Here is a 22,847-nt window from a genome sequence, read left to right on the forward strand (position 1 = left end):
CTGACGGACCGTCCCGCGAGGATCTCTCACAGACCCAGATCGTGGCGACCGAAAGAAGACGACCGACCGCCATTGCGTTCGCTCAGAGGTCCATGCCGCCGTTGACGTCGATGACCTCGCCCGTGATGTAGCTCGACTGTTCCGTCGCGAGGAAGCGGACCGTGCACGCGATGTCCTCGATCTCGGCGAAGCGCTCCAGCGGTATCTGGGCGACGATGCGCTCCTGCACGTCCTCGGGGACCTCCGCGAGCATGTCGGTGCGCGTGAACCCGGGGGCGACGCAGTTCGCCGTCGACCCGCCCGAGGCGAGCTCGATGGCGATGGTACGCGTGAACCCGAACACGCCGGCTTTCGCGGCGGCGTAGTTCGCCTGCCCGAAGTTCCCCTGCTTCCCGACGATGCTCGAGATGTTGATGAGTCGTCCCTCGTCGGCGTTCCAGATGTCGTCGTAGAACGTCTGCGTGCAGTTGAACAGTCCGCCGAGATTCACGTCCATCACCTGGTCCCACTCCTCGCGCGTCATGTTCACGAATCGCGTGTCCTGCGTGATGCCGGCGTTGTTCACGAGGACGTCGACCGACCCGAACTCGTCGTGCGCGAGCTCGCGCATCGCCTCCACCTCGTCGCGGTCGCAGACGTCAGCCTTCGCCGTCACGGCGTTCCCGCCCTTCTCGCGGATGGCGTTCGCGGTCTCCTCGGCCGCCTGGTCGGACGACCGGTAGTTCACGACGACGTTCGCCCCTCGCTCCCCGAGGTGCTCGGCGATGCCGCGTCCGATGCCACGCCCCGAACCCGTGATGACACAGGTGCGTCCTTCCATAGACATGCGTTGAGATGCGAGTCACCGATGGTGACCCGCGGGTACGTGAACAATCGCCCAACAGCATCTTAATGGTTCGCCCGAGCGCGTGAGAAGAACCGTGACTCCGGCCGCGTCGCCCCCGTAGTCGACGGCGCCGTCACCTGACGGTGACGTCGACGGCGTCGAGGTCCGATTACTCGTCGTGGTACGCGCTGGCCTGATCGATCCAGTCCTCGACGCGCGACACCGGGAGGTCGGCTTCGGCGGCGACCGTCGCCGCGTCCGCGTTCGCGAGTTCGAGGACGGTCTCGTAGCCGGCGTCGGCGAGGTCGTCCGCGTACGCCTGTCCGATGCCGCTGAGATCCGTCAGTGACGGGGCTTCGGTGCCTTCGACCTCGATCTCGACGCCGTCCTCCGTCGCCTGGGCGTCCGCGTCCGTCGCGTCCTCGGCGACGGCCGCGTCCGCGTCCGTCTCCGCGTCGGCATGCTCTGCGGCCGACTCGGCCTCGTCGGGCATCCGCATCTCGAACCACTCGCAGACGTCCGGCCACAGTTCGGCGTGACTCTTCGAGGAGACGCTCATCCCGATGTGCCCCGTGGGGAACTCGAGGATCGTCTTGTCGTCGCTCGGGATGGCGTCGTTGAACGGCTTCGACGCCTCCGGCGGGATGAGGTGGTCGTACTCCGCGACGATCTGGAGCACGGGCATGTCGATGTTCTCGATGTCGACGTGCTCGCCACCGAGGTGGAGTTCGTTCTCCATCAGCTTGTTCCCCTGGTAGATGTCCGTGATGAACTCGTTGAACGTGGTGCCGGCGACGTCGATGCCGTCGCCGAGCCACTCCTCCATGCGTGCGAAGTTCTCGACGAAGTCCTCGTTCTCGACGTTCTCGTAGAGGTTCACGTACTTCGTCACGTAGTTCTGGACGGGGTCCATGAGCGCGAACCCGACGTCCAGGAACTCCGCGGGAACGTTGTGGAACGTGTCCGTGACCGCCTCCGGGTCGAAGTACTCGTCGTCGCCCCAGAGTTCGAGGACGCCGCTGTCGCCCGTGAAGCACAGGCCCGCGGCCATGAGCGCGAGCGTCCGGACCTTCTCCGGGTGGAGCGCGGCGTACATCGTCGACATCGTCCCGCCCATGCAGTAGCCGAGGACGTTGATGCTGTCCTGCCCGGAGCGCTCGCGGACTTCGTCGACGCAGTTCTCCATGTACCGGTTGACGTAGTCGTCGAGCGTCAGCGACCGGTCGAGCGTCGACGGCTCGTCCCAGTCGATCATGTACACGTCGAACCCGTTGTCGAGCAGCGTCCGGATCACGGAGCGCTCGGGCTGGAGGTCGAGGATGTACGGGCGGTTGATGAGCGCGTACACGACGAGGATCGGAACGTCGTGCTGCTCTTCGGTGCGGGACTCGTAGTGCAGGAGCCTGAGCTTGTTCTCCTCGTAGACGACCTCGCTCGGCGTCTCGCCGACCTCGACGTCCTGGAACGTCTCCGCGCGATCGGGTGCGGTCGTCGTCTTCTCGATGAGGTCGGCCGCGTTCTCCCAGGCCCGCCGCTGGGCCTCCATCGTGGCTGCGAATGGGTTCTGCACGTTACTCCTCCAGCTGTTCGAGGACGCGGTCGAGCTTCTGCTCGACGGCGTGCTGGCGGCGCTCCAGTTCCACGAGTCGGTCGCCGATCTCAGTGACGTGCTCGTCGGTCGCAAACCCGAGCTGCTGGAGGGTGTCCTCGGCCATCTGGTCGGCCTGCTGCTGGGCCTCCATCATCTGCTGGACGGTCGACCCCGTCCACGCGGCGAACGCGGTCGTCTCCATGACGTCCTTGAACGCGGAGTTCGCGGTGTTCAGCCAGATGTCGCGGAACTCGCTCGGGTCGACCTCTTCGCCCTCCATCGAGTCGTCGACGCGCTCGACCATCTGGTCGGCGGCGTCCATCCACGCCTGGTACGCGTTCTTGTAGCCCTCGAGGCCCTCCTCCATCTCGGGCTGACGCATGCTCGTGGACTCCACGGCCTCGCTCCACTGCTCGACGAACGACGCCTGTGCTTCCATGTTCTGCTCCATCGCGTCCATGAACTGCTCGTTCATGTCGGCGACGAAGTCGTTCCAATCCGTCGGGACCGTCTGTTGGTTTGGCATAGTAAGTACTGCGGGTGGTGTATTCAAAACGATTGGGTCGACGTCAGGCCGAGACGGACTCGGTGGCGTCCTCGACGTCCGCCTCGACGCGCTCGTGCGTGTCGAGGAAGGAGTCGAACGAGGAGTCGACGGCGTCGACGTACGCGTCCGCGAACTCGTCGTACGCGTTCGCACCGTCGTGCATCGCGTCCTGCATGGCCTCGAAGGCCTCCGTCTGGGTCTCGGTGAGCTGGTCGAAACCGTCGTCGACCTGCTGCTCGAACTCGGAGAGGTCGGCGCTCTCCTCGGGGAGCACGGACGCGACGGCGTCGAAGTAGGCGTGGACGGCCTGCTTCGAGACGTCGTTGTTCTGCTCGGCGAGGGTCTCGACGTTCTCGAGGGCGTCGACGAACTGGTGGACGGCGTCCTTCTGGACGTCGACGGCTTCGTGGGTCATCTCCTGGGTCTGCTCGATCATCTGGCGCTGCATCTCGAAGACTGCGGTCATGGGGTTGGTGGTGTCACTCATTGGAATCACTGTCGTTTCGCTTGACTGGGATGACGATCGTCTGGACGATGTCGCCCTCGCCGATGTCGAGCGCCTCGCGCTCGGCGTCGGGGATGCTGATGCGTCCGCCGGACTGGACGCGGGTCTTGAACATCGCCGATCCCATCGTCAGCCCCCGCAGGTCCGTCATCGCGTCGGACCCGCCCGAGGAGGCCTGGAGGACCTGCTGGAACAGTTCCTGCTGGGTGCTCATCGCGGATTCGCCTGCTTCCTGCATCTGCTCCTGGAACTGCCGCATCATCGCGGGCGACCAGGGCATCTTCGGCGCATCGTCCGTCATCACCAATCAGTACGACCCCACTCGTCATAAGCGTTCCGCTGAATGGTTCTCGATGGTCCTCGCTACCATCGAAGTCCGATACGCGGGGCGGATTCCGCTCTCGTCTCCCAGAACGACGACCTCTCGACCGTGGTATTACCCGGTTCTGGGGCGCGAATTCGGCGGTCTATACAGTAAGCCAAAGGAGACTTAACGCCGACCGTCGTATCGTCGGTAGAATGAGCGAACGACACAGCGACGTTTCGACGCCGTTGACCGCGATGGCGTCTGCCTGGACGAACTTCGCGGAGAGTGCGGTGAAAGGAGCAACGGCGGCGAACCGAGCGGCGTTCTCGGCGTTCACCGTCGACGGGTACGCGGACGCCTACGACGACGACGCGAGCGAAGTCGAGGAGGTCCGCGATGCGTCCATCCCCTCGCTCGCGTACGAGGAACTCGACTGGACGTTCGAACGGACCGTCGACGCGGCGGCCGACATCACGGTCGGCGATACGGTGAGCTTCGAGAAGGAGATCGACGAAGACGACGTTCGAGCGTTCGCACGCGCGAGCGGCGACACGAACCGCCTGCACCTCGACGACGAGTTCGCGGCCGAGACGCGCTTCGGCGGCCGGATCGCACACGGCACGCTCGTCTCGGGACTCATCAGCGCGGCGCTCGCGCGGCTCCCCGGTCTGACGATCTACCTCGGGCAGGACCTCGAGTTCCAGGGGCCGGTCCAGATCGGCGACCGCGTCAGCGCGACCGTCGAGGTCCTCGAGGACCTCGGGAACCGCCAGTATCGACTCTCGACTGTCGTCCACGACGAGTCCTCGGACGAGCCCGTCGTTGACGGCGAGGCCGTCGTCCTCATCGACGAACTCCCCGACGAGTGAGTCGCTGTCCGAGGCGTCGTTCGACCCGATAGCGGCGGTAGGCGTACCGCATCCACCGGATTGGATCCGTTTTAGGCGGGCCGAAAGAAATGGACACGCTTTTAGGCATACCTAAACACCGTTCTGGCAACGGATGACTGAACCCGACGTCTGCGTCGTCGTGCCGACGATACGCGAGTGGGACTGCGTCGAGGACTACGTCGCGAACGCCCGCGACCACGGCTTCGACACCGACCGCCTGGAGTTCGTCCTCGTCACCGAGGACTTCTGTCCGACCGACGAGATGCGCGACATGCTCTCCGACCTCGACGTCGAGGGCGAGGTGTTCGACGAAAACGGGCGCGAGGAGTGGTACGAAGAACACGGGATCGGCGAGTACGAGCACCTCGTGCCCGCGGCGAGTCACGCACAGACCTCCTTCGGCCTCCTGTACCTCTGGGCCCAGGACCACCCCTACTGCGTGTTCGTCGACGACGACACCCGGCCGCACGACGACGTGGACTTCTTCGGTACGCACATGGCGAACCTCGCCTACGAGGGCGAGCTGACCGAGGTGGCCTCGGACGAGCAGTGGGTGAACGTCCTCTACCAGAACTTCGACGAGCACGACCTCTACCCGCGGGGCTACCCGTACTCTGCGATGGACGAGGAGCGCGAGGTCGGTACGACCACGGTCTCCGAGGTCGTCGCGTCCCAGGGCCTCTGGACGAACGTCCCCGACCTCGACGCGGTCCGAATCCTGATGGACGGCGACCTCCAGGGGCAGGCCCAGACCCGCACGAGCGTCGAAGACTTCGGCGAGGACTTCGTCGCGGCGCGCGGCAACTACCTCACGGTCTGCTCGATGAACCTCGCGTTCCGCCGCGAGATCGTGCCCGCGTTCTACCAGTGTCCGATGGACGACAACGCGTGGGACGTCGGCCGGTTCGACGACATCTGGAGCGGGCTGTTCCTCAAGCGCGCGTGCGACGTCCTCGGGAAGCGCATCTACAACGGCGATCCGCTCTGTCACCACGACAAGGCCCCGCGCTCGACGTTCGGCGACCTCGCGAACGAGGTGCCGGGGCTCGAACTGAACGAGCACGTCTGGGAGGTCGTCGACGACGCCGGCGCGAACGCCGACTCCTACGCCGCGGTGATGGACGCGATGGCGACCGCACTCGCCGACGGCGACTTCGGGGACTGGGAGAACGGTGCGTTCCTGAACCACGTCGGCGAGTACATGCAAGACTGGCTGGACGCCCTCGACGCGCTCGACGGGCTGTCGTCGCGCGAGCGCGCGCCAGCGGTCGCGGACGACTGACGGACGGAGAACGCGTCGCCGGCCGGCGTGGACGCGACGGCCGACGCGGCCAACGACGGTGACGCCGCCGCGGCCGCGGTCACCGGTAGCGTCTCGTGTCGCTGTCTCGGCACGCAATCGAGTGCCTGCACGGCTCCGAATCGGCAACTATTTACGTTTTAGGGCAGCCTAAATCCAGTATGAGCAACGACGACGCGTCTGTCGGTCGGATCGGTCGCCGCGAACTCCTCGCGACGTCGGCAGTCAGTGCAGCCGCGGCCTCCGCGGGCTGTCTCGGCCTCTTCGACGACGAAAGCAGCAACGACCTCTCCCTGAGCGAGTTCCGGGGCTCTGGCCCGTTCGTCTCCGGCCGCGCAGCCCCCGAAGGCACCTCCATGGACGACCTCGACGACCTCTCCGGGAGCCTCGCCATCTACATCGGCGGCGGCGAAGGCGGCCTCTACCGCGGTCTCATCGAACTCCTCGAGGAGAAGTACCCCGACTTCGAGGCGAACCTCAAGTCCGCGCCCTCCACGCAGCTCGCCAACACCATCATCGAGGAGAAGAAGAGCGGGCAGAGTCGCGCGGACGTCTTCTGGAGCATCGACGCGTCCTCGCTCGGCCTCGTCGCGAACGAGGGCTACGCAGCGTCGCTCTCGGACGACGTCCTGAGTCCCGTCCCCAGCGAACTCCAGGATTCCGAAGGCCGTTGGGTCGGCGTCGCCGGCCGCGCCCGCGCCATCCCCTACAACACGAACCAGTTCAGCGAAGACGACATTCCCAGCGACGTCACCGCGTTCGCGAACCAGTCGAAGTTCGCCGACTCGATGGGCTGGGGGCCGACGTACGGTGCGTTCAAGTCCTTCGTCACCGCGATGCGCATCATGGAGGGCCGCGGAGCGACGAAGACGTGGCTCCAGGGCATGCTCGACCAGAACGTCGAGGAGTTCCGCGACGAGTACTTCACCTCTCGCGGCGTCGCCACCGGCGCGGTCGGCGCCGGGTTCGCGAACCACTACTACGCCCTCCGCGTGCAGGCCGCCCGCGAGGACCCGCCGATCGACCTGGCGTTCACGGAGAACGACGCCGGCGCGCTCGTCAACGTCTCCGGCATCGAAGCCATCGAGGGCACGCAGAACGCCGAGCTCGCCGAACTGTTCGCGCGCCACCTCCTGACCGCGGAAGCCCAGGAGTTCTTCGCGACGCGCGCGTACGCTTACCCGATGATTCCCGGCGTCCAGCCCGTCGGTGACCTCCCGACCATCGACGAACTCAACCCGCCGGAGCTCGACCTCACGAAGCTCAGCGACCTCGAACCGACCCTCGAACTGATGCGGGAGGTCGGCGTCCTCTGATGGCGACCGAGGAGGGATTGCTCGCGGCGCTCCGTCGCGAGGCACGCGGCGACGGCACGCTCGCACTCACCCTCCTGAGCGCCGCCGTCGCCGCGCTCGTCCTGTCGCCGGTCCTCTGGATCGTCGTCGAGGCCGCCGGCGTCGGGGTCGACGGCGCCTTCGACCTGTTCGCGGCCGAGCTCGACACGGTCCGCAACAGCCTCCTCGTCGTCGCCGTCGTCACCGGCGCGTCGATCCTCCTCGGCCTTCCACTGGCGATCCTGACCAGTCAGACCGACCTCCCCGGCCGTCGGTTCTGGACGGTCGCCGTCTCGCTCCCGCTCGTCGTCCCGAGCTACATCGGCGCGTTCGCGTACTTCAACGCGAGCGGCCCGAACGGCGACATCGCGACGACGCTCGCCACGCTCGGTCTGGACGTCCACGTCCCCCCGATTCGCGGCCTTCTCGGGACCGTGCTCGTCCTGACCCTGTTCACGTTCCCGTACGTCTTCCTGGCGACGCGCGCGAGCCTCGCATCGTTCGACGCCACCCTCCTCGAGGCCGCACGCACCCTGAATCACTCCCGGCGCTCGGCGTTCCTGAAGGTCGTCCTCCCGCAAGTCCTGCCCGGCGTCGCCGCCGGCGCGCTCCTCGTGGCGCTGTACGCGCTCTCGGACTTCGGGACGCCAGCGATCATGGGGTACGACGTCTTCACGAAAGTCCTCTACACGTCGAACTACGACATCCAGCTCACCGCGTTGCTATCCGTGCAGTTGCTCGCGGTGACCGCGGTCGTCATCGCGCTCGAATCCGCGGTCGAGTCCGGCGACGCCTCCGGGTACGCGTCCACGAATCCGCGGGCGAGCACCCGCCTGGAACTCGGGTGGCTGAAGGCGCCCGCGCTCGCGTTCTGCGCGCTCGTCGTCGCCGCCTGCCTCGCCGTCCCCGTCGGCCTCCTCGTCCTCTGGCTCGTCCGCGACACCGGCGGTGCGGGCTCCGGGTACGCGTTCTCCTGGGAGTACGGCTGGAACTCGCTCACCGTGAGCGTCCTCGCGGCCGCCGGCAGCATCCTCATGGCGCTCCCCGTCGCGTACACGTCCGTCGCGGACGACTCCCGACTCACGCGCCTGCTCGAACGCGGCACGTACGTCGGGTACGCGGTCCCCGGTATCGTCGTCGGCATCGCGCTCGTCGCGATGGGGAACCGGTTCGCGCCCGCGATCTACGGCACGATCCCGCTCATGGTGTTCGCGTACGTCGTCCGGTTCCTCCCGCAGGCCGTCGGGAGCGTCCGGTCGTCGCTCCTCCAGGTCGACGGCCGGCTCGTCGAGGCCGCGCGCACGCTCGGGCACTCGCCCGCCGCGACGTTCCGGAAGGTCACGCTCCCGCTGGTCGTCCCCGGCGTCGTCTCCGGGGCTGCGCTCGTCTTCCTGACGACGATGAAGGAGCTCCCGGCGACGCTCCTGCTGCGACCGCTAGGTTTTGAAACCCTCGTCACGTACATCTGGATGGTACAGGAGTCCAGGCACTACGGGAAGGCGGCCGTGCCCGCGCTGGCGCTGGTGGGCCTCTCCGCGATCTCGATGCTGGTCTTGCTGTCGCGAGGTGGCGACGATGTCGCGTAACGAGGGTGGAATCCATGTCACGTAACGAATCTCCACGAGGGCTCGACCGCGAGGACCCGTACGGACGACCGGCGGCCGACGACGAGGAACGGACGGATCCGGCCGGCGACGCCGTCGTCCTCGAACTCGACGGCGTCACGAAGCGCTTCGGGCCCGAGTGCGCGGTCGACGACCTCTCGGTGTCCGTGCACGACGGCGAACTCCTCACGCTCCTGGGCCCCTCCGGCTGCGGGAAGACGACGACGCTGCGCGTACTCGCGGGCCTCGAGCGCCCGGACGAGGGCGTGGTTCGCCTCGACGGCGAGCCCATTGCGGACGCGGATACATTCCGGAAGCCCGAGGACCGCGACGTCGGCATCGTCTTCCAGGACTTCGCGCTGTTCCCGCACCTCACGGTCGCGGAGAACGTCGCGTTCGGCCTCCAGGACCGCGACGCCGAGGAGACCGCGGCGCGCGTCGACGACCTCCTGGAACTCGTCGGCCTGGAGGACCAGCGCGGCTCGAAGCCCACGCAGCTCTCGGGCGGTCAACAGCAGCGCGTGGCGCTCGCGCGCTCGCTCGCGCCTGAACCGAGCGTCCTCCTCCTCGACGAGCCGTTCTCGAACCTCGACGTGCGCCTGCGCGAGCAGATGCGCGAGGAGGTCCGCGCCATCCTCAAGGAAGCCGACGTCACCGCCGTCTCGGTGACCCACGACCAGGAGGAGGCGCTCTCGATCTCGGACCGCGTCGCGGTGATGAGCGAGGGCGACGTCGAGCAGATCGGGACGCCCGAGAAGGTGTTCCAGCACCCCGAGTCCCGGTTCGTCGCCTCCTTCCTCGGCCAGGCCTCGTTCCTCACCGGGCACTTCGCGGACGGCGCGGTCGAGACGGTGCTCGGCGACTTCCCGGCGTCGATGGTCGAAGGGCTGACGACCGAGTACGAGAACGCCGAGATCGACCTGCTCGTTCGCCCGGACGACCTGCGCGCGACGCCCGTGGAGGCCGACGACGGCGGGAACGGCGAGATCATCTACCGCCAGTACATGGGGCCGTCGTTCGTCTACCGCGTCCGCATGGACTCCGGCGACGTCGTCCACTGCCAGCACAATCACGTCACGGACTTCGAACTCGGGCAGCGCGTGAACGTCGAGCTCGTCGCCGATCATACCATCGCCTGGTACCCGACACGCTAGATGTCGGACGGCGACCGAGCGGACGCGACCAACGGCGATCGCCTCCGGCTCCGCGTTCGCGATCAGATCTCCGTTCGGCCGTCGACGCTCGCGCTCGCGCTCCTCGCCGGCGTGCTCGCGTACGTCGTCTCCGTCGTCGTCTTTCCTTATCACTCGACGAACCACGACGAGGCGGTGTACCTCCAGCAGGCCGCGATGCTGCTGGACGGCCAGTTGTTCCTGCGTCCGGCGGTCCCGGACGCGGTCCGGCCGTGGTTCTTCGTGCGGGACGGCGACGCACTCTACTCGAAGTACACGCCGGTCGCGGCGGGCGTGTTCGCGCTCGGGAAGGCCGTCGCGGGCTCGTACCGGGTTGCGCTCGCGGTCGTCGCCGCGGGGAACGTCGCACTCGCTGTCGCGCTCGGCCGCGAGGCGTTCGACCACCGTACCGGCCTGCTCGCGGGCGGCCTCCTGCTCGCGTCGCCGCTGTTCGTCGTCTCCTCGTCCGTGTTCCTCTCGTACGCGCCGACGACCCTGTTCAACCTCGCGTTCGCGTACGCGTACGTTCGTGCGGCACGGACCGGCACCGGTCGAAACGCCGACGCTCGCGCCGACGGGACAGCGCGCGCGCGACGATTCGGCTGGGCGGCCGTGGCGGGCGTCGCGGTCGGCCTCGCGTTCTTCTCGCGACCCTACACTGCGGTCCTGTTCGCGTCGCCGTTCGTCGCGCACGCCGCCTGGTGCGTCCTCCGCGGCCGCTCGCGGCCCGCGCTGGAGGCCAACGCCGTCACGGGCGCGCTCGGCGTCGGGTTCGTCGCGCTCGCGCTCGCGTACAACGCCGTCGTCACCGGCGACGCGCTCACGTTCCCCTACCAGGCGTTCGCCCCGCGGGACGGCCTCGGGTTCGGGACGCGCGAGATCCTCGACTACTCGCGGAACTACACGCCCGCGCTCGCCGTCCGCGCGAACGCCGAGGTCGCCGCCCGACTCTTCGCCCGCTGGGTTCCCCTCGGCGTCGCCGGCACCGCCCTCGCCGCGTGGGGCGCCCGTCGCGCGCTCGCCGACGCGTCTCCTGCGGATGGCGCTACCAGTTCGCTCGACGACCGCACGCTCCGATTGCTCCTCGCCGCGGTCGTCCCCGCGGTCGTCGTCGGGAACGTCGCGTTCTGGGGGAACCTGAACGTCCTCGGGAACCTGGACGTCGTCGCGGACGGCCTCGTCTGGACGCTCGGCCCGTACTACCACTTCGACGTGCTCGCCCCGACCGCGATCTTCGGCGCGTGGGGCGCCCGCGATCTCGTCGCTCGCGTGCGTGCCCGCCTCGCCGCGACGTCGGGCGCTCGCCGGACGGCCGTCGCCGCCGGCGCGGTCGTCCTCGCGCTCGTCGTCGCGGGCGTCGGCGTCGGCGCGCTCGCACATCCGCTCGGGGCGAACTACGTCTCGAGCCAGCACGTCGCCGACGCCTACGACGCCGACCGCGAGTTCGACGACGCAGTCCTCTTCCTCCCGCAGATCTACGGCGACTGGCTCAATCACCCGCTGCAGGCGTACCGGAACGACCCCGGGTTCGACGGCGACGTCGTGTACGCGCTCGACCGCGACGGCGAGAACTTCGCGGTCGTCGACGCGTACCCGAACCGGTCGTACTACCGGTACACCTATCGCGGGCGGTGGGCGCCGTTCGACGGCGCGTCCGTCGACCCGCGCGTCCAGCGCGTCGACGTCGCTCGCGGCGAGCGCGCGGGCGTCGACGCCTCGCTCGGCACGCCGTCGTGGACCGAACGCGCCGCCGTGGAGTTGACGACCGACGAGGACAGCGTCGCGTACTACGTGAACGAATCCGATGGTGCGCTCGCGGACGGCATCGACGCGCGCATCGTCGTCGCCGACGGCCGCGCGCGCCTCGTCGGCGACGACGTCGAGGCCCGCACCGGGAACGGGAGCGTCGCCGTCGAGGACACGGACACCGTGACCGTGACCGCGTTCCTCGGCAGTCGCGGCAGCGGCGGCCTCACGTACCGCGTGGAGACGCCGGTGCGCGGCGGCGCGGGCGACGCACCGAGCGCGGCGATGACGCCGTACGTGGAGACCTGCATCGAGTACGCGACGTGCGACGGCGGCGCCGCGTACCGCCCCGGCGACTCGCCCGCGGGCGTCTCCGTCGACGTCGCGGTCTGGGCGAACGGGTTCGCGAACCGGTCGCCGAACGCGACGGCGTGAGAAGACGGTCCCCAGGAGATCTCGCGGTCAGTCGAACAGCCGACGGAGTCGTTCCTCGAGGCAGACGCGGACGATGCCAGTCCCGATCTCCCAGCCGCCCTGGATGGGGTCGAGCTTCGTCTCGCCGGCGCGCTCGCCGTACTCGATGGGGATCTCGACGACGCGACGGCCGCGCATCGTGGGCCGGATGAGCAGCTCCGCCGACAGCGCGGTGTTCGTCGTCCACGTGATCTCCTGGAGGACGTCGCGTCGGTACGCGCGCATCCCCGTCGTGGTGTCGTGGACGCGCGTCCCCATGAGCGCGCTCGCTATCGCGGCGAACGCGTGGTTCCCGAGGCGGTTGAACGCGGGCATCGCGTCGGCGCCGTGGTAGAGGCGGTCGCCGGAGACGACGTCGTACCCCTCGTTGACCTTCTCGAGGAACCTGGGGAGTGCGTCCATCGGGTACGTGTCGTCGCAGTCCGTCGTCACGACGACGGGCCGGTCCGGCGTGAGGACGGCCTCGCGGACCGCGACCCCGTATCCCTGTGGTTCCTGCTCGATGACCGTCGCGCCCCTCTCGCGGGCGATTTCCGGCGTTCGGTCGCTAGAGCCGTCCACGCAGACGACCTCTGCGCGGCCGTCCGAGACGCGCTCGACGTCGTCGAGGACGGTCCCGATGGCGGCCTCCTCGTTGTACGTCCCCATCACCACGGCCAGGTCGTCGAACGTGAACTCGCCAGCCGAGGTGGCCTCGTCGCTCGTCTCGTCCCGATCGTTGCGCGCGGAGTCGTCGCCGGCGTCGTGATTCTCGGTCGCGTCGACTGTCTCGTCGTCGCTGTCGCTCATGCCAACCCGTTGCCAGCGGCGCGACTTTAGGCTTACCAAAAAATCTGGGTCGGGCGCTACACGGGGTCGGTGTCGTGCAGGAACGTCTGGAACTCCATCGTCCGCCCGTCCGGGTCGTCCGCGAAGAACTGGTAGACGTCGAACTCGTCGTTCACGACCGGCTCCGAGCGCGCGCGGTCGGCGAATCGCTCGTAGAACTCGTCGACGCCCGCGCGGTCCTCGGTCACGAACGTCAGCACGCCCTCGGTCTCCGTCTCGTCGCTCGCACAGAACCCGAACAGGAAGTTGTCGTACTTGCAGATCGTACACGCCGTCTGCTCCAGCCAGACTTCCGCACCGACCTCGTCGACGTAGAACGACGCCGTCGCCTCGTAGTCCTCGCACCCGAAGAACACGATCCCGGACATACCCCGGACCTCGACCCGGGTCGAAAAAAGCGTTCTCGTCCGCGTTCAGCCGGCGAGTTCGACGAGGAACAGGAGTATCTGGGGAGCGACGAGGCAGATGAGGCCGGCGGCGACGAGCGCGACCGGTAGCCAGATCAGCTCGGTGAGCAGCCACACGCCGAGTCCCGCGAGCACGAGCAGGATGCCGAGCGCGCGGAGGACCCACGCGAACGCGTCCTCGAATCCCGATTCGGCGACGACCTCGACGACGTCGAGTGCTTCGTCCATGCTGGATGGATGTCGCCGTCTGCGTCTTCGAAGCCGTCCCTAAACAGTGAGGACGTGGTCGGTATCCGGTAGCGAATACCGAACACGAAGCGAACCCGGCTCTGGCGGGACGCGGCGTGTATTCGAACTGGAGCCCGGCGAACAACGTTTTCCCCGCCGGCGGTGAACGCGAAGTCGATGACTCCATCTCGTCGGACGCTGACGTCCTTCGGGTTCGCCGCCCCCGCGGCGTCCATCGGGCTCGTGTCGCTCGCGACGCTCGTCGACCCGAAGTTCTCCTGGGCGACGCGGTCGCTCTCGAGCATGGGCGAATCGACCGGCCTCGGAGTGTTCGCGGTCGACTCCGCGAACCAGCTCGCGTGGCTCCTGTTCAACGGCGGCCTGTTCGCGGGCGGCCTCCTCGGCCTGCCGTTCGTCGCGCTGCTCGTCCTCGACGCCCGAAACGCGTTCGAGCGCGTCGGCGCGGTCGGGTTCGGGGTCGCGCTCGTTTGCATGGCCGGCGTCGGCGTCGCCTTCCTCGAGTCCGACGCCGCACCAGCGCCGTTCGACGAACTCCACTTCCTCTTCGCGGTCCTCCTGTTCTTCTCCATCGGCGTCGTCCCGTGGCTCTACGGTAGCGGGATGGTCCTCGCCGACGACGCGCGAGCTGGACTGGCGACCATCTGGCTCGCGAACCTCTACGCCGTCCAGTGGGTCGTCTGGATCGTCCTCGAGGCGTTCGCGTTCACTGGCGACGGCGACACGTGGACGTACTTCGCAGTCCCGGAGTTCGTCGGCGCGGTCGTCCTCGGCGGCTGGGCCGCGTGGCTCGCCGCCCGGAAACGACGGGCCGCCTGAGCGGCCGGCCGCGGCGGCGTCACTCGACTCTCCGCCGGAATCGTTTTCAGCGCCCGTCGGGGTACAGGAACCATGGACACCTGGCAGCGGCGGACGACGTACTACCTCGCCGGGCTCGCGTTCGTGATGCTCGCGTACGCCGTCCTCTACTATCACGGGATGAACGCGATCGAGGGCGACCCCGTGACGTTCCTTCACTCGCTCCAGGTCGTCGTCGAGACGTTCACGACCACTGGCTTCGGGTCCGATTCGCCGTGGTCGACGGCCGCGATGAACGTGCTCGTCATCGTCATGGACCTCACCGGCGTCGTCCTCATCTTCCTCGCACTCCCCGTTCTCGTCTTCCCGCTGTTCGAGGAGGCGATCGCGACGACGGTCCCGACCGCCGTCGACGAAGACGTCACCGACCACGTCGTCATCTGCACGTACACGCCGCGCGCCGACCCGCTCGTCGACGAACTCGACTCCGTCGACGTCCCCTACGTCATCGTCGAACCGGATCGCGAACGAGCGACGGACCTCCTCGAGGCCGGCTACGACGTCATCCACGCGGACCCCGACAGCGAAGCGGGCTTGCATCGCGCGAACCTCCCGGCGGCGAGAGCGCTCATCGCCGACGTCTCCGATCAGGTGGACGCGAGCATCGTCCTCGGCGCTCGCGAGGTCGCCGAGCACGTCCTCCGCGTCAGCGTCGTCGAGGACCCCGATAGGGCTCGATACCACGAACTTGCGGGCGCTGACGTCGTGCTGTCGCCGCGGTCGATCCTCGGCGAGAGCCTCGCGAACAAGGTGACGGCGGCACTCACCGCGGAGATCGGTGCGGCCGTCGAGATCGGCGAGGACTTCGACGTCGCCGAGTTCCCCATCCACCGCGAAAGCGCGCTCGTCGGGACGACGATCGCGGAGAGCGGCCTCCGCGAGCGAGCGGGCGTGAACGTCATCGGCGCGTGGTTCGACGGCGAGTTCGAGTCCCCGCCCGACCCGAATGCGACGGTCGAAGCGGGAACCGTCCTCCTGATGACCGGCGAGGAGGCCGCGCTGGAGCGCGCGAAGGAACTCACGCTGAGCGAGTCCCGTCGGGTCGCGAGAGGCGAGACGATCGTCGCCGGCTACGGCGAAGTCGGTCGACGCGTCGTCGCGGACCTCGAGGACGCGAACCTCCCGTACACGGTCCTCGACAGGGAGGACCAGGACGGCGTCGACGTCGTCGGGGACGCGACGGACCCGGACGCGCTCGAGGCGGCGGGCATCCAGGAAGCGCGGACGCTCGTCCTCGCGCTCCCCGACGACACCGCGACGGAGTTCGCGACGCTCGTCGCGCGCGATGCGACCGACGCGATCGAGATCGTCTGTCGCGCCGAACAGATCGAGTCGTCGAAGAAGATGTACCGGGCCGGCGCCGACTACGTGCTCTCGCTCGCGACCGTCACCGGCCGGATGGTCGCCTCCGAGGTGCTCGACGAGGACGTGATCTCGCTGAACACCCAGATCGAGGTCGTTCGCACGAAGGCGCCCGGGTTGACCGGGAAGACGCTCGCCGAAGCGCTCGTCCGGTCGCGGACTGGCTGCACGGTCGTCGCGCTCGAACGTGACGGAGTGCTCCAGACGGACGTCGGCCCGGACACGGAGATCAGAGCGAACGACGACCTCGTCGTCGCCGGAACGGACGCCGGAACGAACCGGTTCCAGGAACTGCTCGGGTAAGACGGTCGCCGCCGTCGCTGCGTGTCACTCGGGGTCGACGACGCGCGTCGGCCCGCCGCCGACGAGTTCGCCCTCGCGACTCCCCGGCGGCCGGTACCGCCAGACGCGCGAGTCCTCGCCGCCGCCGTCGACGACGGGCGCGTCCTTCAGGCCGCGTTTCACGCACCGCCACCAGCCGGATTCGCTGTCGTAGCCCGCGGGGTACTCGTCGTAGAGTTCGTCGACGAAGTCCCCGCGCTTCGCGCGACTCACGTCCCGGAGGTACGCGAGCGCCGCACCGACGGCCTCTCGCCGAGGCTCGCACGTCGACTCCGACCGGCCGGGGACGTCGAGCGAGTCGAGGTCGACGAGGTCCTCGCCGGGCCGGACGTCGGAACTGGACCGCGCGATGCGCGTTCCCGACCGGTAGTCCAGGCCCGTGGAGGGTTCCCGGCCGAGTCGCTCGCGGGTCTTCGCGACCGCGCGCCGCGCGAACTCGTCGAGGCGCTCGCCCTCGACGCCCCGGAGCTGGTTCGCGTGCGACCCCAACGACTCGTCCTCGAAGCGCTCGACGCGCTCGGGCGCGAAGTTCCCGCCGAGGTCGTCGTTCTCCGCGCGGGAGTTCCCGCGCGCAGCGTCAGCCGCGACGCTCTCGGGCTCGTCGCGGTCGTCCGTACTCGCGTCGAGCGTCGACTGTTCGGTCGCCGCGGCTCGGTCGGCGGTGCCCTCCTGTTCGGTCGCTGCGGGTCGGTCGGCGTTGGCTCCCTGTTCGGTCGCTGCGGGCCGGTCGGCGTCCGCGGTCGACTCGCCGCCGTGAGAGCCGTCCTGGGACGCCGTGGCCGTCGTCGCGCCACTCCCGTCCGTCGCCCGCGTCCGGTCGGTCTCGACGGTACCGGCCTTACCGGCCGCGTCCACCGCACCGGTGGCGTCCGCCGGGTCCGCAACTCGCTGGTCGCCCTCGCCGTCGTGTGCTGAGAGCTTCGCCTCCAGTTCGTCGACGCGCGACTGGTACTCCGTCAGCAACTGGTCGCGCTCCGTGCCCTGCTCGATCGCGGCGCGGTTCCCGATGATCCACCGCAGGTACGCCGCTCGGTCCTCGAAGCCCAGGAGGTCGACCTCCGTGTCCAGCTTCCGGACGTCCTCCGGCGAGAGTTCGAGGCGTATCTCGGGCATCACGCACGGCTACGCCCGTCCCCCTCATAAATCGTGGCGCAAACCACTTGCGAAAGAATCGTGGAAACCGTTCGCAAGCACCGGCCAAACGCTTAAATCTCGCTGAACACATACGAACTGTCATGCACAAGGACGAGCTCCTCGAACTCCACGAGCACATGGTTACGATCATGGAGAACTTCTCCGACCAGGACGAGGTCCCCGACGGCCTGTTCTCGACGTACCGAGAACTCGACATCGACCCGACGGACGTCCACAAGTCCAAGAGCGAGCACAAGCACGCGGTGTTCGTGCTCGGGAACTCGCTCGCGAAGGCGATGAGCGAGGACGAGTTCTCGAGCGCCGGCCGCATCGGCAAGCGCATGAAGGAGCTCGCCGACGACGCCGAGTCCAAGATCTGAACTCGCTCTTCTCTCGACGCATCGCCGCGTAGTGACGACGATGCCCCCGGCCGTCGTCTCCGCACGTGGTTGGGGCCGAATCGACGCGATCTGCTCGCGAAGCGCCCGAACTCGTAGACCAACTGAACAGTTTGCGGGATGGACCCGGTCGCGACGGCGGAACCTATTTGGTCCGCGTGGGGCGAAGGGCGTACATGGACTCGCGTACGGAAGAGCGCGTCAAGGACTGGGAGTCGCGTCCGTTCTCCTCGGGCTACGAGGACCTCCGAGAGCTCGCGGACGCGGAGTTCTCTGGGGCCGTGGAGACGGGGTCGACGACCGCCTTCGTGTTGAACGGTAAGGTCGTCGGCGTCGTCGGTGGCGACGTCGAGTCGTTCGAGGGCGCATCCGGCACGATCTACGAGGCACCGCATCCCAGTCTCCCGCTCCTGTTCGCGATGCGCGAGCAGGGCGGCGAGGAACGCGCGAAGTACTACACGAACGATACGCCGATCTCCGAAGCCGACGAGACGCTCTCGTCGGGGTCGTTCACGGGCTACGTCGAGCTGTCCGAGAACGTACTGTCGGGCGATTACTACGTCGTCTACTACGGCGGACGGTCGATGAGTTGCGCGTTCGTCGGGAACTCCGAGCAGCTCGTGACCGACGACGACGCCTTCGACCGCGCGAACGACGAGGTCGGGATCTACACGGTCTGGGACGTCGACATCGAGGTACAGGACGTCCCGCCCGCCGAGGACGAACCCGAGGACGACTCCCAGGACGACGCCGCTGGGAGCGGCGCTGGCGGTGCGGCCGTCGGCGCGTCCGGCAGCGCTGCAGATGCCGCTGGCGGCGCGGATGTGGGTGTTCCTGACGCCGAGGACGACTCGGATGCTGGCGTCGACGCCGTGAGCGCGGACAGTTCGCCGACGCCCGGTACGGGCGGTGCGACGGCGTCGGACGCGACGGTGGGGTCGGACGCGACGGCGGGCGCGGCGGACGACGACGGAGCAGTCGCCGCCCCGCCGGTCGACGACGCCGAGGACTCGCCCGGGGCGGTCGACGAGGCCGAGCCAGACCGGCAGGGGGAGAGTCAGCGGAACGCTCGGGGGACGGACCCCGAGCGGCGACGGTCCGGGGGGCGGAGGGACGACCGAGGCGCTGGCGGACGAGACGGCGCGGACGCCGGCCAGGGCGATCGCGAACGGGTCAGCGCGGACGCCGGCCAGGGCGATCGCGAACGGGCCGGCGCGGATGCCGGCCAGGGCGTTGACGACGCGACGCGGCGGCATGCGGACGAACCGCAGGGCGGCCGCGATGGAGGCGACGGCGAGGCAGGCGGCGCGATGGCGGAGGTCCCCGACGAGGTGATGGCGGAGGTCGAAGACGAGGCCCAGACGTCGGAGATCGACGACGAGGCGGCGTGGCGGGAGACGACGACGATCCCCTCGATCAACCCCGAGCGGTCGACGGACGACGACGACGATGACCCGCTCTCGGCGAGCGCTGCGTCGCCGTCGTCGAGTCGTACGCAGGGCGGTCGCGACGCCAGCGGTCGCGAGCCGACCGGGTCGAACGGCGGTCGGTCGCGGAACAGGAGTTCGGGCGCGGAACGGACCGAGAGTCGTCAGCGAAGCGGTGCGCCCGCGTCCACTGGTGGGCCGAGCGGGGCCGCCCCGGAGCGCGTCTCCGAACTGGAGTCGGAACTCGAGGACGTCCGCGGGGAGCGCGACGCCGTCGCGAGCGAGCGCGACGACCTGGAGCGCGAACGCGACGAACTCCGCGAACGCAACCGCGAACTGGAGGCGCGCGTGGAGTCACTCGAGAGCGAGGTCGCCGACCTCGAGGCCGACCTCGCGAGCGCACGGGAGCATCTGGAGGCCGAGGAGTCGCCGGCGGCGGCCGCGAGCGTCGAACTGTCGCCGCGAGAGGCTCTCGAGGGAACGAACCTCTTCGTCCGGTACGGCTCGAAGAGCGCGACGACGCTCGAGGACGTCCACGACACCGACGTCTCCGTCGCCGACCTTGAGGCGAACCTCCGCCTCGAGTACCACACTGGGTTCGACGCGGCCGACGCCGCCGTCGACGGCCAGCCGTACGACGAGTTCCTCTACGACTCCACGCCCTACCGGTTCGTCGAGTGGTTCGTCTACGACCTCGTGTTCGAGATCCGCGACACCGGGAACGAGAGCGACCTCGGCGACCTCTACGAGGCGTTCCCGAAAGTCGACCGGATCGAGCTCTACGGGGACGTCTCCCTCCGGTACGACGAGGACGGTGAGGAGCACCGCGAGCAGACGACGTTCGACGTCGTCGTCCGCGACCGCATGGGGAACCCCCTGCTGGTCGCGAACGTCAACGACGGCCGGGATCCGGCGACCGAGTCGATGATGGTCGACCTGCAGGAGCGCGCGAGTCGCGTCAAGCGGACGAGCGACGCGCTCGCCGGCGCGTTCATGGTGACGGCGAGCTTCTTCGAGCCGGAGGCGCTGGAGATCGCGGACGAGGCGACCAGCGGTAGTCTCCTCCGCCGGGATTCCAAGAAGAGCTACGTGAAGCTCTCCCGGAAGCGCGGCTATCACCTCTGTCTCGTCGAGACGCGGAACGGCGAGTTCCACGTGAACGTCCCCGAGCTCTGAGCGGCGGGCGTGCCGGGAGTTCGGCGTCGCGATACTGCGCCTCGCGATACTGCCGCGTCGTGATGCTGCGAACGCGTTCGGGCTCGCGATCCCGCGAACGCGGTCGCTCTGGCCGCGAGGTACGTGCGAGAAGAGAGCGAAGGCCTAGTTCTCGACTTCGGCGGCGTCGTCGATCTTCATGTTCTCCATCTTGTCGACGATCTCGTCGATCTTCTCGTCGAGGTCGTCGACGAACTCGCTGGTGTGGTCGGTGGTGATGGCGCCCTGGCTCGAGGGCTCGATGAGGTTCTCCTCCTCGAGGACGCGAAGCGAGTAGCGAACCTTGTGGTGGGGGTAGCCCGTCTCGTTGGACATCTTCACGATCCCGATCGGCTCGTTCTCGATGACCATCTTCAGGACCTGCAAATGCCGCTCCAGCATGTCGACTTCCTTCTCAAGTCGGTCTATCATGGCATTTGTTAACTTGTCGTTAGGGGTTTTAAACCTTACTCTCCCATTGGCATGGGGCCACAGAACAGTGTTCAGACTTGACACACGCCGGTTATAGGTCTTCTGGTCGGGTGGAGCGTCGCCCCCGCGCGTTTCGGTCCCGAGCACGCGCCGAACGCACCCGCGGAATCCGGCAGATTCGAGTCGCGATCGAGGGCGGGACCGACGCTATCGAAATCGGTTTATCGGGGCCTCGTGAAGTCGCCGGTGTAAATGACTGTTACCATCGTCGGTTCCCAGCTCGGGGACGAGGGCAAGGGCGGCGTCGTCGACGTGTACGGCGACCCGGCCGACGTCGTCGTCCGCTACCAGGGCGGCGACAACGCCGGTCACACCGTCGTCGAGGACGGGACCGAGTACAAGCTCTCGCTCGTCCCGAGCGGGGCCGTCCGCGGGAAGGTCGGCGTTCTCGGCAACGGCTGCGTCGTGAATCCCGCGACGCTGTTCGAGGAGATGGACGCCCTCCGCGACCGCGGACTGGACCCGGACGTCCGCGTCGCCGAGCGCGCGCACGTCATCCTCCCGTACCACCGCGTCCTCGACGGCATCGAGGAGGAGGTCAAGAGCGAGACCGATAGCGCGGTCGGCACGACCGGACGCGGCATCGGGCCGACGTACGAGGACAAAGCTGGTAGGCGTGGGATCCGCGTCGGCGACCTCCTCGACGAGGACGTGCTCCGCGAGCGCGTCGACTACGTCGTCCCGCAGAAGCGCGCGCTCCTCGAGGACGTCTACGGCGTCGACGTCGACGACCTGGAGGACCCGGACGCGTTCGACGAGGACGCGGTGTTCGAGACCGCTCGCGAGTACGGCGAGCGGCTCGCCGAAGAGGACATGACCGTGGACGCCGGCCCGTTCCTCGCGGCGAAGCACGAGGCGGGCGAGAACGTGATGCTCGAGGGCGCACAGGGGACGATCATCGACATCGACCACGGGAACTACCCCTACGTGACGTCCTCGAACCCGACCGCGGGCGGGGCGGCGACAGGGTCGGGGCTGAGTCCCGGCGTCATCGGTCAGGGCGAGGTCGTCGGCATCGTGAAGGCGTACCTGACGCGCGTCGGCCGCGGGCCGCTCCCGACGGAGCTGGCGGGCGTCGAGGGCCAGACGCCGGGGTACGACGGGGACGCGGGCGAACGCGAAGAGGAGCTCGCGACGTACATCCGCGACGAGGGCGGCGAGTACGGCACCGTCACCGGACGGCCGCGTCGCGTCGGCTGGCTCGACATGCCGATGCTCCGGCACTCGACGCGCGTGAACGGCTTCACGGGCCTCGCGGTGAACCACGTCGACGTCCTCGCGGGCCTCGACGAGGTCCAGGTCGGGCACTCGTACACGCTCGGGGGCGAGGAAGTCCACACGCTGCCGTCGACCACCGAACAGTGGGCGGCCTGCGAGGCGAACATGCGCACGTTCGACGGCTGGCCGGAAGTCGACTGGGACGCGGTCGACGAGTACGGCGACCTCCCGGAGAACGCTCGCACGTACCTCGAGTACGTCAGCGACGAACTCGACACGGACGTCTACGCGGTCGGCGTCGGCCCGGACCGCGACCAGACCGTCGTCGTCGAGTCGCCGTACGACGACTGAGCACAACCGGGAGCGTACCGGCCCACGCAGTAGTTAGTTTCTTTAGTTCTCGGCTGCACGTAACGGGCATGCTCGGTCGTCTCCGTGCGTTCGTCCGGTCGCACTGGCCCGATGACGACGGTAGCGTCTGGAACGCCATCCCCGGCCGCCAGTACGGCGGTCGGCACGCGGAGGCCGGCGGTCTCTCTCGCTCGGAGCAGGAGGACGCCATCCAGGACGTCCAGGAGCAAGCAGAGGCACTCGACGGGCGCTGACGGTTCTCTACGCTGCGAGCGGTTCGTCCGGGCACACGGA

Annotated in this window: 22 protein-coding genes; 12 read left to right on the plus strand and 10 right to left on the minus strand. The window is 68.4% G+C overall.

The genetic code is table 11. The annotated features are described in order from the left end of the window. Window positions 1–82: 82 nt before the first annotated feature. The 5 genes from fabG to G9C85_RS00985 form a co-directional block, all read right to left on the minus strand. The gene (gene fabG / locus G9C85_RS00965) at window positions 83–826 is read right to left on the minus strand and encodes a 3-oxoacyl-[acyl-carrier-protein] reductase (protein WP_166036298.1); all 744 of its coding nucleotides are present in this window, start codon (window positions 824–826) and stop codon (window positions 83–85) included. 169 nt (window positions 827–995) lie between these two features. Then, window positions 996–2,396 carry a class III poly(R)-hydroxyalkanoic acid synthase subunit PhaC gene (gene phaC, locus G9C85_RS00970; protein WP_166036299.1) on the minus strand — a complete coding sequence of 467 codons (1,401 nt, stop codon included), beginning with the start codon at window positions 2,394–2,396 and terminating at the stop codon, window positions 996–998. Window position 2,397: 1 nt separating this feature from the next. Then, on the minus strand, window positions 2,398–2,943 hold the full coding sequence (locus tag G9C85_RS00975; RefSeq protein ID WP_166036300.1) for a poly(R)-hydroxyalkanoic acid synthase subunit PhaE: 546 nt from the start codon (window positions 2,941–2,943) through the stop codon (window positions 2,398–2,400). A 43-nt stretch (window positions 2,944–2,986) separates the two neighbouring features. After that, window positions 2,987–3,430: a hypothetical protein gene (locus G9C85_RS00980; protein WP_205254292.1), complete on the minus strand. Its 444-nt coding sequence runs from the start codon at window positions 3,428–3,430 to the stop codon at window positions 2,987–2,989. Between the two features lie 13 nt (window positions 3,431–3,443). Continuing rightward, window positions 3,444–3,770, minus strand: a complete 327-nt coding sequence (locus tag G9C85_RS00985) for an AbrB/MazE/SpoVT family DNA-binding domain-containing protein (RefSeq protein ID WP_166036302.1) — start codon at window positions 3,768–3,770, stop codon at window positions 3,444–3,446. A gap of 218 nt (window positions 3,771–3,988) precedes the next feature. Here G9C85_RS00985 and G9C85_RS00990 point away from each other — a divergent pair, with 218 nt between their 5' ends. The 6 genes from G9C85_RS00990 (at window position 3,989) to G9C85_RS01015 (ending at window position 12,257) form a co-directional block, all read left to right on the plus strand. Further along, a complete protein-coding gene (locus G9C85_RS00990; protein ID WP_166036303.1) occupies window positions 3,989–4,645 on the plus strand; it encodes a MaoC family dehydratase in 657 nt (218 codons plus the stop codon). A gap of 133 nt (window positions 4,646–4,778) precedes the next feature. After that, window positions 4,779–5,948 (plus strand): alpha-1 4-glucan-protein synthase, encoded by a 1,170-nt coding sequence (locus G9C85_RS00995; protein ID WP_166036304.1) that lies wholly within the window; start codon window positions 4,779–4,781, stop codon window positions 5,946–5,948. 179 nt (window positions 5,949–6,127) lie between these two features. Continuing rightward, window positions 6,128–7,282: an extracellular solute-binding protein gene (locus G9C85_RS01000; RefSeq protein ID WP_166036305.1), complete on the plus strand. Its 1,155-nt coding sequence runs from the start codon at window positions 6,128–6,130 to the stop codon at window positions 7,280–7,282. Beyond that, complete coding sequence (locus tag G9C85_RS01005) at window positions 7,282–8,886, plus strand: iron ABC transporter permease (RefSeq protein WP_166036306.1); 1,605 nt, start codon at window positions 7,282–7,284, stop codon at window positions 8,884–8,886. The genes G9C85_RS01000 and G9C85_RS01005 overlap by 1 nt, the downstream gene beginning before the upstream one ends. 14 nt (window positions 8,887–8,900) lie before the next feature. Beyond that, entirely contained in the window at window positions 8,901–10,058 is a 1,158-nt protein-coding gene (locus tag G9C85_RS01010) for an ABC transporter ATP-binding protein (RefSeq protein ID WP_166036307.1), read from the plus strand. Further along, complete coding sequence (locus G9C85_RS01015) at window positions 10,059–12,257, plus strand: glycosyltransferase family 39 protein (protein ID WP_166036308.1); 2,199 nt, start codon at window positions 10,059–10,061, stop codon at window positions 12,255–12,257. A gap of 27 nt (window positions 12,258–12,284) precedes the next feature. Here the strand turns inward: G9C85_RS01015 and G9C85_RS01020 are convergent, their stop codons facing one another. The 3 genes from G9C85_RS01020 to G9C85_RS01030 form a co-directional block, all read right to left on the minus strand. Continuing rightward, complete coding sequence (locus tag G9C85_RS01020) at window positions 12,285–12,944, minus strand: dolichyl-phosphate hexose transferase (protein WP_240148796.1); 660 nt, start codon at window positions 12,942–12,944, stop codon at window positions 12,285–12,287. A 197-nt stretch (window positions 12,945–13,141) separates the two neighbouring features. Further along, the gene (locus G9C85_RS01025; RefSeq protein WP_166036310.1) at window positions 13,142–13,492 is read right to left on the minus strand and encodes a VOC family protein; all 351 of its coding nucleotides are present in this window, start codon (window positions 13,490–13,492) and stop codon (window positions 13,142–13,144) included. 45 nt (window positions 13,493–13,537) lie between these two features. Next, window positions 13,538–13,759, minus strand: coding sequence for a DUF4175 domain-containing protein (locus G9C85_RS01030; protein WP_166036311.1), 222 nt, complete (start codon window positions 13,757–13,759; stop codon window positions 13,538–13,540). A 177-nt stretch (window positions 13,760–13,936) separates the two neighbouring features. Between G9C85_RS01030 and G9C85_RS01035 the strand changes: the two genes are divergently transcribed. Continuing rightward, the gene (locus tag G9C85_RS01035) at window positions 13,937–14,596 is read left to right on the plus strand and encodes a DUF998 domain-containing protein (protein WP_166036312.1); all 660 of its coding nucleotides are present in this window, start codon (window positions 13,937–13,939) and stop codon (window positions 14,594–14,596) included. 72 nt (window positions 14,597–14,668) lie between these two features. Further along, a complete protein-coding gene (locus tag G9C85_RS01040; protein WP_166036313.1) occupies window positions 14,669–16,300 on the plus strand; it encodes a TrkA family potassium uptake protein in 1,632 nt (543 codons plus the stop codon). A gap of 24 nt (window positions 16,301–16,324) precedes the next feature. Here the strand turns inward: G9C85_RS01040 and G9C85_RS01045 are convergent, their stop codons facing one another. Next, window positions 16,325–17,452, minus strand: a complete 1,128-nt coding sequence (locus G9C85_RS01045) for a hypothetical protein (protein ID WP_166036314.1) — start codon at window positions 17,450–17,452, stop codon at window positions 16,325–16,327. Between the two features lie 122 nt (window positions 17,453–17,574). Between G9C85_RS01045 and G9C85_RS01050 the strand changes: the two genes are divergently transcribed. Then, window positions 17,575–17,853 (plus strand): UPF0058 family protein, encoded by a 279-nt coding sequence (locus G9C85_RS01050; RefSeq protein ID WP_166036315.1) that lies wholly within the window; start codon window positions 17,575–17,577, stop codon window positions 17,851–17,853. Between the two features lie 194 nt (window positions 17,854–18,047). After that, the gene (locus G9C85_RS01055; protein ID WP_166036316.1) at window positions 18,048–20,474 is read left to right on the plus strand and encodes a transcriptional regulator; all 2,427 of its coding nucleotides are present in this window, start codon (window positions 18,048–18,050) and stop codon (window positions 20,472–20,474) included. 144 nt (window positions 20,475–20,618) lie between these two features. On the opposite strand, the gene G9C85_RS01060 is transcribed toward G9C85_RS01055, so the two are convergent. After that, window positions 20,619–20,924: a hypothetical protein gene (locus tag G9C85_RS01060; protein ID WP_166036317.1), complete on the minus strand. Its 306-nt coding sequence runs from the start codon at window positions 20,922–20,924 to the stop codon at window positions 20,619–20,621. Window positions 20,925–21,176: 252 nt separating this feature from the next. Here G9C85_RS01060 and G9C85_RS01065 point away from each other — a divergent pair, with 252 nt between their 5' ends. Together G9C85_RS01065 and G9C85_RS01070 are read left to right on the plus strand one after the other, a co-directional pair. After that, window positions 21,177–22,553, plus strand: coding sequence for an adenylosuccinate synthase (locus G9C85_RS01065; RefSeq protein ID WP_166036318.1), 1,377 nt, complete (start codon window positions 21,177–21,179; stop codon window positions 22,551–22,553). Between the two features lie 68 nt (window positions 22,554–22,621). Next, the gene (locus G9C85_RS01070; protein ID WP_166036119.1) at window positions 22,622–22,807 is read left to right on the plus strand and encodes a hypothetical protein; all 186 of its coding nucleotides are present in this window, start codon (window positions 22,622–22,624) and stop codon (window positions 22,805–22,807) included. The last annotated feature ends 40 nt before the right edge of the window (window positions 22,808–22,847 follow it).

It is taken from the genome of Halorubellus sp. JP-L1 (assembly GCF_011440375.1).
In the GTDB taxonomy this organism is placed as follows: Archaea; Halobacteriota; Halobacteria; order Halobacteriales; family Natrialbaceae; genus Halorubellus.

Bases quoted from the DNA above. Each gene is read 5' to 3' on its own strand.
- G9C85_RS00985 (WP_166036302.1), bottom strand. From the start codon at position 3,770: ATGACGGACGATGCGCCGAAGATGCCCTGGTCGCCCGCGATGATGCGG.
- G9C85_RS01000 (WP_166036305.1), top strand. From the start codon at position 6,128: ATGAGCAACGACGACGCGTCTGTCGGTCGGATCGGTCGCCGCGAACTC.
- G9C85_RS01065 (WP_166036318.1), top strand. From the start codon at position 21,177: ATGACTGTTACCATCGTCGGTTCCCAGCTCGGGGACGAGGGCAAGGGC.
- G9C85_RS01050 (WP_166036315.1), top strand. From the start codon at position 17,575: ATGCACAAGGACGAGCTCCTCGAACTCCACGAGCACATGGTTACGATC.
- G9C85_RS01060 (WP_166036317.1), bottom strand. From the start codon at position 20,924: ATGATAGACCGACTTGAGAAGGAAGTCGACATGCTGGAGCGGCATTTG.
- G9C85_RS00980 (WP_205254292.1), bottom strand. From the start codon at position 3,430: ATGACCGCAGTCTTCGAGATGCAGCGCCAGATGATCGAGCAGACCCAG.
- G9C85_RS00995 (WP_166036304.1), top strand. From the start codon at position 4,779: ATGACTGAACCCGACGTCTGCGTCGTCGTGCCGACGATACGCGAGTGG.
- G9C85_RS01045 (WP_166036314.1), bottom strand. From the start codon at position 17,452: ATGCCCGAGATACGCCTCGAACTCTCGCCGGAGGACGTCCGGAAGCTG.
- G9C85_RS01040 (WP_166036313.1), top strand. From the start codon at position 14,669: ATGGACACCTGGCAGCGGCGGACGACGTACTACCTCGCCGGGCTCGCG.
- G9C85_RS01005 (WP_166036306.1), top strand. From the start codon at position 7,282: ATGGCGACCGAGGAGGGATTGCTCGCGGCGCTCCGTCGCGAGGCACGC.
- G9C85_RS00975 (WP_166036300.1), bottom strand. From the start codon at position 2,943: ATGCCAAACCAACAGACGGTCCCGACGGATTGGAACGACTTCGTCGCC.
- G9C85_RS01030 (WP_166036311.1), bottom strand. From the start codon at position 13,759: ATGGACGAAGCACTCGACGTCGTCGAGGTCGTCGCCGAATCGGGATTC.
- fabG (WP_166036298.1), bottom strand. From the start codon at position 826: ATGTCTATGGAAGGACGCACCTGTGTCATCACGGGTTCGGGGCGTGGC.
- G9C85_RS01035 (WP_166036312.1), top strand. From the start codon at position 13,937: ATGACTCCATCTCGTCGGACGCTGACGTCCTTCGGGTTCGCCGCCCCC.
- G9C85_RS01020 (WP_240148796.1), bottom strand. From the start codon at position 12,944: ATGGGGACGTACAACGAGGAGGCCGCCATCGGGACCGTCCTCGACGAC.
- G9C85_RS01015 (WP_166036308.1), top strand. From the start codon at position 10,059: ATGTCGGACGGCGACCGAGCGGACGCGACCAACGGCGATCGCCTCCGG.
- G9C85_RS01070 (WP_166036119.1), top strand. From the start codon at position 22,622: ATGCTCGGTCGTCTCCGTGCGTTCGTCCGGTCGCACTGGCCCGATGAC.
- G9C85_RS01055 (WP_166036316.1), top strand. From the start codon at position 18,048: ATGGACTCGCGTACGGAAGAGCGCGTCAAGGACTGGGAGTCGCGTCCG.
- G9C85_RS01010 (WP_166036307.1), top strand. From the start codon at position 8,901: ATGTCACGTAACGAATCTCCACGAGGGCTCGACCGCGAGGACCCGTAC.
- G9C85_RS01025 (WP_166036310.1), bottom strand. From the start codon at position 13,492: ATGTCCGGGATCGTGTTCTTCGGGTGCGAGGACTACGAGGCGACGGCG.
- G9C85_RS00990 (WP_166036303.1), top strand. From the start codon at position 3,989: ATGAGCGAACGACACAGCGACGTTTCGACGCCGTTGACCGCGATGGCG.